Source organism: Morganella sp. B601 (assembly GCF_051172335.1).
GTDB lineage: Bacteria > Pseudomonadota > Gammaproteobacteria > Enterobacterales > Enterobacteriaceae > Morganella > Morganella morganii.
On record NZ_JBPIZE010000002.1, the window covers coordinates 696,090 to 710,419 of the forward strand.

Consider the following 14,330-nt stretch of genomic DNA (forward strand, 5'->3'; position numbering starts at 1 on the left):
TGACAAAAATGCATGCTGCCAATAAGCCTTGCTGCAATATAAACCCGATTATTCTGCAACTTTAAGGTCAAATACTCTGAAAACCACATTATGCCGTAAAATCCTATTAGTTATACTACTAATAATTACCAGCATCAGGGTTTAATATATAAGAAAAGATTATACAATTTCAACAACTGCTGACTATTTAGTAAAAACACTGTATTACTTTACCAATTATGATCTTCCGATAGATAACTTTACAAAACTCAACACACCCTCCTCCTACCAGTTGTAAGCTCTGAATTAATCACAATACCAGGCATGATACTCCGCCATATCAATGATTAACCGGCACTCCCGATCCTTTCCAAAACAAATCCTGTTGTTTTTAACCAAAAGACGTTTACTGTCTTCAAAACCCCGTACGGTAAGAGTAGAGTGGGTTATAACGGGTTTTACCTGATAAAATATAAGATTAACGCGCTAAGGTCCTGAACAGATGAATATAATAAAGAAATCCAGCAAACTCGATAATGTCTGTTACGACATTCGCGGGCCGGTGCTCAAAGAGGCTAAACGTCTCGAAGAGGAAGGCCAGAAAGTTCTCAAACTGAATATCGGTAACCCGGCGCCGTTTGGTTTTGATGCCCCGGACGAAATTCTGGTTGATGTTATCCGTAATTTACCAAGCTCCCAGGGTTACAGCGATTCAAAAGGCCTCTATTCCGCCCGTAAAGCCATTGTCCAGTTCTACCAGGAACGCGGTATGCGCGATATGACGGTGGAAGATGTCTATATCGGTAACGGGGTTTCTGAACTGATTGTGCAGTCCATGCAGGCGCTGCTGAATAACGGTGATGAAATGCTGGTACCGGCACCGGATTACCCGTTATGGACCGGTGCGGTCTCCCTCTCCGGCGGTACTGCCGTCCACTATATGTGCGACGAAGAACAGGGCTGGATGCCGGACATTGAGGACATCAAAAAGAAAATCACCCCGCGCACCCGCGGTATTGTGGTGATTAACCCGAACAACCCGACCGGGGCTGTTTACAGCAAAGATTTGTTACAGGAGATTGTCGAACTCGCCCGTCAGAATGACCTGATCATTTTTGCTGACGAAATCTACGACAAAATTCTGTATGACGATGCCGTCCACCACTCTATCGCCGCGATGGCGCCGGATCTGCTGACCGTCACCTTCAACGGCCTTTCCAAAACCTACCGTATCGCCGGTTTCCGCCAGGGCTGGATGGTCCTGAACGGGCCGAAGAAACACGCCAAAGGGTATATTGAAGGGCTGGAAATGCTCGCGTCCATGCGTCTGTGTGCCAACGTGCCGATGCAGCATGCTATCCAGACCGCAATCGGCGGGTACCAGAGCATCAATGAGTTTATTCATCCGGGCGGCCGCCTGTATGAACAGCGCAACAAAGCCTGGGAACTGATTAACCAGATACCGGGCTGCTCCTGTGTCAAACCGATGGGCGCACTCTATATGTTCCCGAAATTTGATGCCAAGCGCTTTAATATTCACGATGACCAGAAGATGATCCTCGACCTGCTGTTACAGGAAAAAGTACTGCTGGTACAGGGTACTGCCTTTAACTGGCCGGAACCGAACCACTTCCGTATCGTGACACTGCCGCGTGAGGATGACCTGGAGATGGCGATTAACCGCTTCGGGCGTTTCCTCTCCCACTACCGTCAGTAATCGTTTCTGCTGTCAGCGGCTTCCCCCGGGAAGCCGTTTTTATTTACATCCCGCCCGGAACACCGCAGAATATCCGCTCTTGTTATCAACAGATTGCTGCCAGGAATGTTGTCTATGAGTTACTTTTTTGCCCACCTTTCCCGTCTGAAACTGATCACCCGCTGGCCGCTGATGCGCAATGTGATTCAGGAAAACGTCTCTGAACACAGCCTCCAGGTGGCGTTTGTGGCACATGCACTGGCCGTGATTAAAAACCGCAAATTCGGCGGCACACTCAATCCGGAAAAAATTGCCCTGCTGGCGATGTACCATGATGCAAGTGAAGTGATCACCGGCGACCTGCCGACACCCATCAAGTATTACAATCCGCAGATAGCTCATGAGTACAAAAAAATTGAGCGCATGGCGCAAAAGAAACTGATTGCCATGATCCCTGAAGAGTTACAGGCGGATTTTGCACCCCTGATTGATGAAGATACCCATTCACCGGAAGATGCGGCAATCGTCAAACAGGCCGATGCCCTGTGTGCCTATCTTAAGTGTCTGGAAGAGATTGGTGCGGGTAATACCGAGTTTCATCTGGCGAAAGCGAGGCTGGAGAAAACGCTGGAAGAACGCCGCAGCCCGGAAATGGACTATTTCCGCGATGTGTTTATTCCGGGATTCAGTCTGTCACTGGATGAAATCAGCCAGTAACCGAGGCAACTGCGTTTTCATCAGGGCACGCCGTCAGAACGGAAAAAGTAGCGGGATCACCGCGATACTGATTGCCATGACCACCAGCGTAAACGGCACGCCGATTTTGACGAAATCCCCGAAGGTGTAATTCCCCGGCCCGAGCACCAGCGTGTTTACAGGGGAGGAAACCGGTGTCATAAAGGCAGCAGATGCCGCCACGCCCACCACCATCGCAAACGGCAGCGGCGACACCTGCATTTCATGCGCTGCCTGGATAGCAATCGGTGCCATCAGAACCGCTGTCGCGGTATTCGAGATAAACAGCCCGATAGTCGCACACAGCACAAACAGGGCTGTCAGCATAACATGCGGGCCCAGATCACCGGCCACGTCCATCAGCCCGCTGACAATCAGCGTGATACCGCCGGTTTTCTGTAATGCCAGCGCAAACGGCATCATCCCGACAATCAGAATGATGCTCGGCCAGTGGATTGACCGGTAAGCACTTTCCATATCGATACAGCGGAATTTTCCCATCAGCAGACAGGCAATCAGTGCCGCGATAAAATTCGGGATTTCATTGGTGACCATCATAGCCACCATCAGTGCCAGACAAAACAACGCATGCGGTGCCTGGGATGCAGCAGGTACCACCGCCTCCGCTTCCGCCGCCAGGTTGAGCACTATAAAGTGACGCCGTTTGGTCGCCAGCACGCGGATGATTTTCCAGTCCCCGACCACCAGCAGGATATCCCCGAGCTGCAGCGGCTCATCCACAATGTTGCCGTCAAGGGCGGCCCCGCCCCGGCGCAGACCCAGCACATTCAGCCCGTAACGGGTACGGAAACCGATATCCCGCAGACTTTTGCCGATAAGCTCACTTTCCGGGTTCAGGGAGACTTCCGCCATGCCCACGTTGCGGGAGTGTTCGGAAAAATATTCACCGCGCAGGATCATCGGCTCCAGCATCTGCTCGGCACAAAATTCGCGCAAATCCATATCACTGGCAGACATATCTATCAGCAGCACATCACGGTCACGCAGCTCCATACCGCCGGTCGCACCGACCATCACCCGCCGGAAACGCCGCCAGCGCTCAATCCCCACCACATTCGCGCCATAGCGGGTGCGCAGATGCAGTTCATCCAGCGTTTTGCCGATCAGCGGCGAACCGTTACGGACAGCAAGACGCCGCGCACGGCCGCTCAGTTTGTAGTCGCGGATCAGATCACGAAAGGTACGCCGCACATTGTCCCCTGCTTTTTCCGGCTGTTTGCTGCCCAGCCAGTGACGGGCAATCAGCATATAGCCGACACCGGCCAGCAGGATCAGTAATCCGACAGGGGTAATCGAGAAGAAGTTAAAGCCTTTGATGCCTTCCATTTCCAGGACACTATTCACCACCATGTTCGGCGGTGTTGCCACCAGAGTCATCATGCCGCTGATAAGCCCGGCGAAGCCGAGCGGCATCATCAGCCGCGAAGGGGAGATTTTCATACGTGCGGAGACACTGAGCACGACAGGGATAAAAATGGCCACCACACCGGTCGAACTCATAAACGCGCCGAGCCCGGCAACACTGACCATAAGGAATACCAGCAGGCGGGTTTCACCGGAACCGGCCACCCGCACCAGCCAGTCCCCCATCTGATAGGCAACCCCGGTACGCACCAGCCCTTCCCCGATCACAAACAGGGCGGCAATCAGCAGAATATTGGGATCACTGAAACCGGCGACGGCCTCATTAACCGTCAGCGTGCCGCTCAGTACAAAGGCGGTGATCACCAGCAACGCCACAACATCCATCCGGACTTTGTTGGTGGTAAATAAAACAATGGCGATAAACAGCAGGGTCAGCACCCACACGAGTTCCGTATTCACCAACGTCCTCTTTCGTCAATGCCCGGACAGCGAACATCCTGTCTCATCGTTTTTATTAACGCACAGCCCGTTTTCCCTCATCGTCTGATCAGTGCTGTGCAGCGGTGTTCCGGCTGTCAGCCGGGACGGCGGGTCAGTGTTACCGTACCGTCCGCCGCTTTCTCAACCTCAAGTTCTGTCAGTGAATCCACCCGCATGGCCAGTTCATCCGTGCGCGGTGTTCCGGCCGGAACATGCACGGCAATCACCTGACAACCGGCATCCAGCCCGGAAAGCAGGCCGGCGGTGGCATCCTCAAACACAAAACAGTCGCGCGGCGCCAGCCCCAGCTTTTCCGCGCCCAGCAGATAGGGCTGCGGATCCGGCTTGCCGCGGGTGATATTATCCGCCGTCACCCAGGCATCCGGCTCCGGCAGATTTGCCGCACTGTGACGCGGACGGGCTATCGCCACAGAACCGGAGGTGACTATCGCCCACGGAATATCAAGGGAGGTCAGACGCGCCAGCAGTGCCTGCGCTCCGGGCAGATCCGTGACCTGATCACTCTCCCTGATCTCCTGCTCTGTCACCCATGCCAGCTGTGCGGCGATTTCGTTCTCATCCGCATCCGGCAGAAAATGGCGGATGGACTCAACCGCCGGTTTGCCGTGAATAAAATGTTTTACTTCGTCCTCATCCGCACCGATACGGCGGGCAAACGCCAGCCAGGCACGCTCCACCACATGCAGGGAATCGGCCAGTGTGCCGTCCAGATCAAACAAAAAACCTTTTGCAGTCAGTGCCATGCGTGCCTCGCCGTTACGGATACCGGAATATTATGCGTTAAGGATCTGATTAATTTCTACTTCACTCAGGTGATACTGGCGCGGGCAGTTATGCCATGCACCCAGCATACGGACATATTTATCCCACATCGGCGTCTGGGAGTTAAAGCCGTGGCTGCCGCTGTCAAAGTGGGTATAACGCCCCTCCGTATTTACCAGAAAACGCACATAACTTAAATAACGTGCTTCAGTCGCCGCATCAAAACCTAAGAAGTGGATACGGCGCGGGTCGATATCTTTTGCTTCTTTCAGGTTATCGAAGGAGATACGCAGTGCGTGGTACATTTCCATCATATCAATCACACGGCGGCAGATTTCTTCCGGCAGCTCGCCGAAATCGCGATCCAGCTCGCGCATCTGCAGCCCGAAGCCGCGCTCAATAATAGTCTGCTGGCGGCGGTAGCGCTCGGCATTATCCGGATCCAGCATAGCCATCATTTTATACTGGTTAGAGAGGATAAGGCGTTGTGCGTTGGTCATTTCCATGGTGTATCTCCTGAAAAAGTAATCCGGGGTATGGTCAGAATCATCGCATTACTCAAATCTATAAGATAGTGAAATACACACCTTTTTTGATCTCAGCGGGGAATTTCGCCCGGGTAATTATACGGAGAGGAAAAACAGAGGTTTACAAAAGCTGAATCGATTAATAAAGGAGGGGATTCTTCCGCCCGCATAACCGGGCGGAAAACAGCGCAACTTACAGGTCATCCAGAAAAGAGTTATCCAGCTGCTTAAAAGCGCGTTTCAGTAACTCGGCCAGTGCCATATAATCCGGTGTACCCTCAACCGGCGCAATCGCAATCCCGGCTTCGGCAAACTTTGCGCGGATTTCGTAAAACCAGCTGAGCAGCCCGGCCGGTAAAGGCGTGGCGGCACGCCGTCCCAGCCACCATAACCCCTGCAGCGGCAGCGAGCAGGCAAACAGTGCGGTGGCGACTGCGGGACCTAATGCCCCGCCGAGGGCTATCTGCCATGTCAGGGTAAACACCGACAGCGGCGGCATAAAACGGATACCGAACTGTGTAGATTTTATGACACGATTCTCCGGGAAAACCGGGGCGAGCTGTTTCACGGCCGGCCAGGTGGCGGCGTAACGTTTGCCGAGACGCAGTGCGCGGAACAGACCCGGTTTTGCCGGTGTGTTATCAGGCATTATGACCTCAATCAATAAAAAACATAATAATTAAAATATGGCTACATTCAGTCAAAATATTTTTGTAGGATTAAGTATATTTTGAAATTGCTGTCATCTGCGGGTATGCTACGCCCGTTTAATCACGGTGAAATAATCCTGAGTTAATTATTTTGTCTGATGCCGCCTTTTTCAAGGGCAAAATGTGTGTTTTTACGCTATCAGGCCTCAGACAACAGATTGCAGCGATGATTTATCGTTCAATATAAAAATTGCATGATGTTAATCATGAACGGCGCTGAAATATTGCGCTACGCTTAGTTAGATTACGTTTTAACCACTGTCTTAATACATAAGACTTATCCACAACAAGATTATAGGTAATTCCATGTCAAGTAAGCTGGTACTGGTACTTAACTGCGGTAGTTCTTCACTGAAATTTGCGATCATTGACCCTACAACTGGTGATGAATATCTGACGGGTCTGGCAGAATGCTTTAACCTGCCGGAAGCACGTATCAAGTGGAAAATGGATGGTGCTAAACACGAAGCACAATTAGGCGCGGGCGCTGCTCACAGTGAAGCACTGCGTTTCATCGTGAAAGATATCATGGGCGACAAACCTGAGCTGTCCGCACAGATCGGCTGCATCGGCCACCGTCTGGTTCACGGCGGTGAGAAATTTGCTCACTCTGTTATCGTCACTGACGAAGTTATCAAAGCAATGGAAGAGTGCTCTGCCTTTGCTCCTCTGCACAACCCGGCTAACCTGTTAGGCGTGGAAGAAGCACTGAAAGCCTTCCCTCACCTGGCTGATAAAAACGTTGGTGTTTTCGATACCGCTTTCCATCAGACCATGCCTGAAGAAGCTTACCTGTATGCCCTGCCGTACAGCCTGTACAAAGACCACGGTATCCGCCGCTATGGTTTCCACGGTACAAGCCACTACTTCGTCAGCCGTGAAGCCGCTAAAATGCTGAACAAACCGGTTGAAGAACTGAACGTAATCACCTGCCACTTAGGCAACGGTGGTTCTGTTGCAGCTATCGTTAACGGCGAGTGCGTGGACACCTCTATGGGTCTGACTCCGCTGGAAGGTCTGGTCATGGGTACCCGTTCCGGTGATATCGACCCGGCTATCATTTTCCACCTGCATGATTCAATGGGCATGAGCGTTGAAGAAATCAACAAAATGCTGACCAAAGAATCCGGCCTGCAGGGTCTGACTGAAGTCACCAGCGACTGCCGTTATGTTGAAGAAAACTACGGTAAACAAGCTGACGCGACCCGTGCAATGAACGTATTCTGCCACCGTCTGGCGAAATACGTCGGTGGTTATGCAACCCTGATGGAAGGCCGTCTGGATGCGATCATCTTCACCGGCGGTATCGGTGAAAACGCAGCGATGGTTCGTGAACACACTCTGGAGAAACTGGCTCTGCTGGGCTTCAAACTGGATCACGAACGCAACCTGGCTGCCCGCTTCGGTAACGCAGGCAAAATCACCACTGACGACAGCAGCATTGCCCTGGTGATCCCGACTAACGAAGAATTAGTCATCGCACAGGATGCAGCCCGTCTGACTGCATAATCTTTGCTCTCCGCCGGCCCCCGCCGGCGGATTTATTTTGAACACCGAATTGTGAAAAAATAAGAGGTTCATGTGTCCCGTACTATTATCCTCATTCCTACCGGCACCAGTGTCGGCTTAAGCAGCGTCAGCCTCGGGGTTGTCCGCTCAATGGAACAAAAAGGCGTCAGCCTTAGTTTCTTCAAACCGGTTGCACAGCCGCGCCGTGCAGGTATTGAAGATCAGACCACCCAGATCTTACGCGCTCACTCTTCCCTGAAGATGGCAGAGCCGCTGGATATGGATTATGTCGAAACCATGCTGACCACCAATCAGAAAGATATTCTGATGGAAGAAATCGTTGCCCGTTACCACGAGCATACTCAGGGTGCGGAAGTGATCCTGATCGAAGGCCTGGTACCGACCCGCAACTACCCGCATGCTCAATCCCTGAACTACGATATCGCCCAGACTCTGGGTGCGGAAATCGTGTTTGTGACAGCACCGGGCAATGACACCGCAGCGGAAATCAAAGAGCGTCTGGAACTGATCCGCAATGAATTCGGTGGTCACAAGAATACCAACATCGCCGGTGTGATCGTTAACAAAGTTAACGCTCCGGTTGATGAGCAGGGCCGTACCCGTCCTGATCTGTCTGAAATTTTTGATGATTCATCCAAAGCCACTATCGCTCACCTGAGCGCGGATGATCTGAAATCCCTGCCTCTGCCGGTTGTCGGCAGTGTACCGTGGAACTTCGAACTGATTGCCACCCGTGCAATCGACATGGCGAACCACCTGGGCGCGAAAATCATCAACGAAGGCGACATCAAAACCCGCCGTGTGAAATCTGTGACTTTCTGTGCACGCAGCATTCCTCATATGCTGGAGCACTTCCGTCCCGGTTCTCTGCTGGTGACCTCTGCTGATCGTCCTGACGTGCTGGTTTCTGCCTGCCTGGCAGCGATGAACGGCGTGGAAATCGGTGCGATCCTGCTGACCGGCGGTTATGAAATCGACGACAGCATTGCCAAACTGTGCGAACGTGCGTTCGAAACCGGCCTGCCAATCTTCACTGTGAACACCAACACCTGGCAGACCTCGCTGAACCTGCAAAGCTTCAGCCTGGAAGTCCCTGCTGATGACCGTGAGCGCATTGAACTGGTTCAGAACTACGTGGCAAGCCACATCGATACCAAATGGATCGATTCCCTGGTTGCGGATTCAGAGCGTCCGAACCGTCTGTCACCACCGGCATTCCGTTACCTGTTAACCGAACTGGCACGCAAAGCGAAAAAACGCGTTGTCCTGCCTGAAGGTGATGAGCCGCGTACTATCAAAGCCGCCGCTATCTGTGCTGAACGTGGTCTGGCGACCTGCGTACTGTTAGGCGATCCGGAAGAAATCCGCCGCGTGGCAGCTGCACAGGGCGTGACTCTGGGCACCGGTATCGAGCTGGTTAACCCGGCTGACATCCGCGAGCTGTATGTTCCGCGTCTGGTTGAACTGCGTAAAAACAAAGGCATGACCGAAGTCGTTGCCCGCGAGCAGTTACAGGACAACGTTGTACTGGGTACAATGATGCTGGAGCAGGATAAAGTTGACGGTCTGGTTTCCGGTGCGGTTCACACCACTGCGAACACCATTCGTCCGCCGTTACAGTTAATCAAAACTGCACCGGGCAGCTCACTGGTATCTTCCGTGTTCTTCATGCTGATGCCTGAAGAAGTGCTGGTCTACGGTGACTGCGCAATCAACCCGGATCCGAACCCTGAACAGCTGGCAGAAATCGCAATTCAGTCTGCTGACTCTGTGAAAGCATTCGGTATCGACCCGCGCGTTGCGATGATCTCTTACTCTACCGGGACCTCCGGCCAGGGTGACGATGTTGAGAAAGTCCGCGAAGCGACCCGCATTGCTCAGGAAAAACGTCCTGACCTGTGCATCGACGGTCCGTTACAATACGACGCCGCTGTGATGGCTGACGTTGCGAAAACCAAAGCACCGGACTCTCCGGTTGCAGGTAAAGCAAACGTCTTCATCTTCCCTGACCTGAACACCGGTAACACCACTTACAAAGCTGTTCAGCGTTCAGCAGACCTGGTCTCTATCGGACCAATGCTGCAGGGTATGCGCAAGCCTGTTAACGACCTGTCCCGTGGTGCGTTAGTTGACGATATCGCGTACACCATCGCACTGACTGCTATTCAGGCAGCGCAGGACGAAGCGAAGAAAAAATAAGTTCTGCTGACTGAAAAGTTACAGACCATAATCCCGGCCGGGTTTCCCCGCCGGGATTTTTTATGCATCCTGTCAAAAAAACCGCCTTGCGGCGGTTCCCTGTATTTCAGCAGAAAAATTACTGCCGCAATTCATGCTTCACATGTGCCATCTGCAACTGACCATGTACCAGTTCTGATAAATCCTGCAGAGATAATGATTTTCCCTGCCAGATCCGGACACCGGCCATCATAATCATCAGCTTCTGCTTTTTGGCATCGTATTTAAAGAAACGGCTTTTTGCTGCCATACCCGGTGCCGGTGCACCCTCAGCCACATGCAGTGTAAGTGTCGCCACACCGGAGGTTTCCGCGATGTCATAATCAACGATATAGTGCAGCGGATACGGCTGTGTCAGCTTTTCACTGACCAGTTGCCCGTGACGGAACGCAAACAGCGGCGCTTTGCCTCTGTCGCGGTACATAAAGGCCACACCCCAGAACAGCAGTAACAGCCAGAAGCCGTGAACCGCACCGGAAGCTACCAGATCTTCCGCGCCTAGTTTCACCGTGGCAATACCCATCCCGGCCGCAACCACCAGACCAAAGATAAACATCATCCGGAACATTTTTCGCCGCTCGGTGATGATCACCTCATCTGCCGCGTCAGATTCATGCAGCATCGTTTCCAGTGCTTCTGTCCGCTGTGTGGTGTACTCCGCGACCATGCCGGAGAGTGACGCCGTCAGCATCATGGAAATCGCTTTGGCATCCGTAAACAGATCCGCGATATTGCCGTAATCATCCGACTGCACTTCACGGGAAGCGTCGGCCAGCAGCTCATCACTGAGATCCTGAGACAGTGCTTCGATACGGGTACGGGTCTGCGGATGCGTATCGCTCGGGTGACTGGTTGCCTCATTCAGGAACTGTCCGGCTTCCGGTACACCACGCTCACGCAGACGCGCCATCACCACAGGCAGTAAATCATCTGTTTTCAGGGTACCTTCATATAACTCACCCAGGGTTTCCGAAATCACCTCACTGACCGCAGAGATACGCAGCAGTGATGACGCCACCGCCGCCGGTGAGCTGACCGATGCCCCCGCTTTATCCGCTTCCAGCTCACGGATACGGCTCCAGTGACTGACGGCAAAATCAAACTGCTCAAGGAAGAAGATCCCGAGATACACTGACGGGCTCATAATCACTTTGCTGTAGTAATCCTGCACCTCGTTGGCCACCAGCGAAATACTGTGGCTCATTCCGGCATAGATTGGCGCAAAGTTCAGACTGTAGGTGGTATCTTCGCCGGTGAAGTGCCCCAGTTCGTGCCCGATAACCGCACTGGCTTCCTCACGGTTGAGCAGTGCGGAATAGAGCAGCGGAAAGTACAGCGTTTTCCCTTCAATCAGCTGATTTTCATTCAGGCTGATACTGTGGGATGTCACATAAAAACACTCTGTCATACCAACAACAATATGATCCGGCGACGGCGTGCCGACTTTCGCGGCAATCTCATCCACCCACTGCCACAGTCCCGGGGCTTCCTCCCGGCTGACGGCATGCCCTGTCACATCCGACGGTTCGCTGCGGAACATGGCAAAACTCTTGCGCAGCTTAAACAGCCCTTTGATGATGTACCAGATAATCAGCAGGATACTGATCAGAATAAAGATCATGATTTTCGCACCGCCGCCGCTCAGCACGAAATTACCGGCGAACCACAGCGCTTCATACGCCATCACACAAATGATGCTCAGGCCGACCAGCGTCATCTGCCCGGTCAGGATAAACGGCAGCATTTTGCGGCAGCGGGCAAAGACATTCAGCAGCGTATCGCGTGAACGCCGGGCCGCCCGGCCGCTGCTGATGCAGAGATAAATCGCCCCTGCACCAAACAGCAGTGATAAAATCCCGGTGGCGACAGTTCCCAGACTGACACCCGCCCTGGCCAGAATCATGGCAATTTCGCTGCTGTATTTATTCAGATCACGGTTAATCATGCCCAGTTGCTGACCGGCAGACACAGTTTCCCCGTCATCGTAGGTAATCTGTGTATTCGGATCTTCCGCAATCAGACGCTGAAGCTCCGTTTTTTCTGACATAATATACTGGTAAGCCTGATATTCATCACTGATGCGCCAATACTGAAATGCACCCCATGCGGTGAGCAGCAGTGGTAATAACAACAGCCATCCTGCTAATTTATTTCTCATCATTATTCTCGTTCAGGTTGTATTTTATTATCTTCCGTTTATTTCCGGATAATTCTTATTAACCGGGCTTTGTTATTTAATATTTCTTTAATAAAGCATAAGGTTTATTACATAAAATCATTGTAATTCATGGTATTAACGGAAGTTTTTATGGTTTGATATTATTATCTGTATTCAGAACGGCATTCTACAGGAAAATGATTAAAGCCAGAAACCGGAATAATACAAATTATACTGAACTGTCTCTGATAATATTCTATTTTGCCGATATATTTACTGCCTGCGTTTTATTTCACCCTATTTTAAATATAAAAAAGCCTGCATATTGCAGGCTTCTCCGGTTTTTATTCTTTTTTATTCGCCGTCGCTGCTCATTTCAGCTTCAGGCGTTGCAACCGGCTTCTGCCGCTCTGCCGTGGTATAATTCTGATTATTCCGGGTCAGCCAGAGTGAGAGTGCTTTCAGTGAATCGGCCGTAAATTCGTCACAGCGGGCAGTGATTTCTGCCGGGGTCAGCCAGGTGACTTCAGATACTTCACTTTCCTGAAGCGCGAACGGCCCGTGAGTCACACAGCTGAATAACCCGCCCCAGACACGGCAGACCGGCTCTTCATAATAAAACAGGCCGTGCTCGGCAAACGGCACACCGGCGATCCCGAGTTCTTCCTCTGCTTCGCGCCGGGCAGAATCGAGCATCAGCTCGCCCTGCTGCACCACGCCGCCGGCAGTGGCATCCAGCAGACCCGGGCAGTAGTCTTTGTGCTCAGTCCGGCGCTGGACAAGAATTTTTCCCATGCCGTCATGCACAACGATGTAGGTTGCCCGGTGACGCAGGTTTTCCGCCCGCATCTGCTCGCGGGTCGCCTGGCCGATGACATCATTATTCTCATCGACCACGTCCACCCACTCGATAGCGCTATCTTGTTCCATCCTCTAACCTTTTCTTTTTTATCAGCATTACGGATGCTGTTTCTGTTTTTTCAGTGACACACGCAGTTAATCCGCGGGCCGCTGCTTTATACCGCTTTTATATACCAAACTAATAATGATAGTGTGCCATTATGGTCATTGAATCAGTATATCAAGAATTGATAGCGGTTCTATGATTGTTTTTCTTTCTTGCCGATCACATCCTCCGGCGGCAAAAAATGCTATAGTCAGAGAAACCTACCGGCAGAAGGAGCATCTATGCGTATTCTGATCACAGGCGGCACCGGGCTCGTCGGAACCCCGCTGGTGCAGGCACTGATTGCCCGGAAATATCAGGTGGTGGTTCTGAGCCGCTCACCGCAGAAAGTCTATTCCCGTTTTTGCTCGGCCGCAGAAAACCTTAACTCACTCAATGATATAACACATCTGAATGATATCGATGCGGTGATTAACCTCGCCGGCGAGCCTATCGCGGATAAACGCTGGAGTGAAGAGCAGAAAAAGCTGCTGTGTGAGAGCCGCTGGCAGATAACCGAGCGGCTCAGTGAGCTTATTAATGCCAGTGAAACGCCGCCGGCGGTGTTTCTCTCCGGCTCTGCCGTGGGCTGGTACGGTGATCAGGGACAATCCGTCGTGACGGAGGATGACGAACCGAATCAGGAATTCACCCACACTCTGTGTGACCGCTGGGAATCCCTGGCGATGAAAGCACAGAGTGAGAAAACCCGGGTCTGTCTGCTGCGCACCGGGATTGTACTCTCCCCGGAAGGCGGCGCGCTGGCGAAACTGCTGCCGGTCTACCGCGCCGGTCTTGGCGGCCCTATTGGTAATGGCCGTCAGTATATGCCGTGGATCCATATCAGTGACATGGTCAGCGCCATTCTGTTTCTGCTCGACGATCCCGCACAGAACGGCCCGTTCAATATGACCGCGCCTTATCCGTCCCATAATGAGCAGTTTGCAGCGGTACTGGCGCAGATCCTGCACCGCCCGCATCTGCTGCGTGTTCCGGCATTTGTGGTGAAGGCGCTGATGGGAGAAGCGGCGGTACTGGTACTCGGCGGTCAGAATGCCCTGCCGAAACGGCTGGAAGAAGCCGGGTTCGGCTGTCAGTTTATTAATCTGGAAGAAGCACTGCGGGATTTACTGGACAGTCCGGCGGACTATTAATGCAGAGC

At 52.4% G+C, this 14,330-nt stretch carries 11 protein-coding genes; 5 read left to right on the forward strand and 6 right to left on the reverse strand.

Features of this window, described 5'->3' with window-relative positions:
• The first annotated feature begins 481 nt into the window (after positions 1-481).
• The gene (locus ACSBQN_RS08000; protein ID WP_004235148.1) at positions 482-1,696 is read left to right on the forward strand and encodes a pyridoxal phosphate-dependent aminotransferase; all 1,215 of its coding nucleotides are present in this window, start codon (positions 482-484) and stop codon (positions 1,694-1,696) included.
• Positions 1,697-1,810: 114 nt separating this feature from the next.
• Positions 1,811-2,392, forward strand: coding sequence for a 5'-deoxynucleotidase (yfbR, locus tag ACSBQN_RS08005; protein WP_024473349.1), 582 nt, complete (start codon positions 1,811-1,813; stop codon positions 2,390-2,392).
• Between the two features lie 33 nt (positions 2,393-2,425).
• Here the strand turns inward: yfbR and ACSBQN_RS08010 are convergent, their stop codons facing one another.
• The 4 genes from ACSBQN_RS08010 to yfbV all read right to left on the reverse strand — a co-directional run bounded on the left by ACSBQN_RS08010 (position 2,426) and on the right by yfbV (position 6,235).
• Positions 2,426-4,255 (reverse strand): SLC13 family permease, encoded by a 1,830-nt coding sequence (locus ACSBQN_RS08010; RefSeq protein ID WP_015422780.1) that lies wholly within the window; start codon positions 4,253-4,255, stop codon positions 2,426-2,428.
• A gap of 116 nt (positions 4,256-4,371) precedes the next feature.
• The gene (locus ACSBQN_RS08015; protein WP_024473350.1) at positions 4,372-5,040 is read right to left on the reverse strand and encodes a sugar phosphatase; all 669 of its coding nucleotides are present in this window, start codon (positions 5,038-5,040) and stop codon (positions 4,372-4,374) included.
• A gap of 30 nt (positions 5,041-5,070) precedes the next feature.
• Positions 5,071-5,565: a YfbU family protein gene (locus ACSBQN_RS08020; protein ID WP_004235144.1), complete on the reverse strand. Its 495-nt coding sequence runs from the start codon at positions 5,563-5,565 to the stop codon at positions 5,071-5,073.
• A gap of 214 nt (positions 5,566-5,779) precedes the next feature.
• Positions 5,780-6,235 carry a terminus macrodomain insulation protein YfbV gene (gene yfbV / locus ACSBQN_RS08025; protein WP_004239859.1) on the reverse strand — a complete coding sequence of 152 codons (456 nt, stop codon included), beginning with the start codon at positions 6,233-6,235 and terminating at the stop codon, positions 5,780-5,782.
• A gap of 367 nt (positions 6,236-6,602) precedes the next feature.
• Between yfbV and ACSBQN_RS08030 the strand changes: the two genes are divergently transcribed.
• Both ACSBQN_RS08030 and pta read left to right on the forward strand, forming a co-directional pair.
• Positions 6,603-7,805: an acetate kinase gene (locus ACSBQN_RS08030; RefSeq protein ID WP_004235141.1), complete on the forward strand. Its 1,203-nt coding sequence runs from the start codon at positions 6,603-6,605 to the stop codon at positions 7,803-7,805.
• Positions 7,806-7,877: 72 nt separating this feature from the next.
• Positions 7,878-10,025, forward strand: a complete 2,148-nt coding sequence (gene pta, locus ACSBQN_RS08035) for a phosphate acetyltransferase (protein WP_024473352.1) — start codon at positions 7,878-7,880, stop codon at positions 10,023-10,025.
• Positions 10,026-10,143: 118 nt separating this feature from the next.
• On the opposite strand, the gene ACSBQN_RS08040 is transcribed toward pta, so the two are convergent.
• Together ACSBQN_RS08040 and yfcD are read right to left on the reverse strand one after the other, a co-directional pair.
• Positions 10,144-12,225 carry a M48 family metallopeptidase gene (locus tag ACSBQN_RS08040; protein ID WP_024473353.1) on the reverse strand — a complete coding sequence of 694 codons (2,082 nt, stop codon included), beginning with the start codon at positions 12,223-12,225 and terminating at the stop codon, positions 10,144-10,146.
• 351 nt (positions 12,226-12,576) lie between these two features.
• Positions 12,577-13,152 carry an NUDIX hydrolase YfcD gene (gene yfcD / locus ACSBQN_RS08045; protein WP_024473354.1) on the reverse strand — a complete coding sequence of 192 codons (576 nt, stop codon included), beginning with the start codon at positions 13,150-13,152 and terminating at the stop codon, positions 12,577-12,579.
• Between the two features lie 258 nt (positions 13,153-13,410).
• On the opposite strand from yfcD, the gene ACSBQN_RS08050 reads away from it, so the two are divergent.
• Positions 13,411-14,322, forward strand: coding sequence for a TIGR01777 family oxidoreductase (locus tag ACSBQN_RS08050; RefSeq protein WP_004239855.1), 912 nt, complete (start codon positions 13,411-13,413; stop codon positions 14,320-14,322).
• Positions 14,323-14,330: the final 8 nt, after the last annotated feature.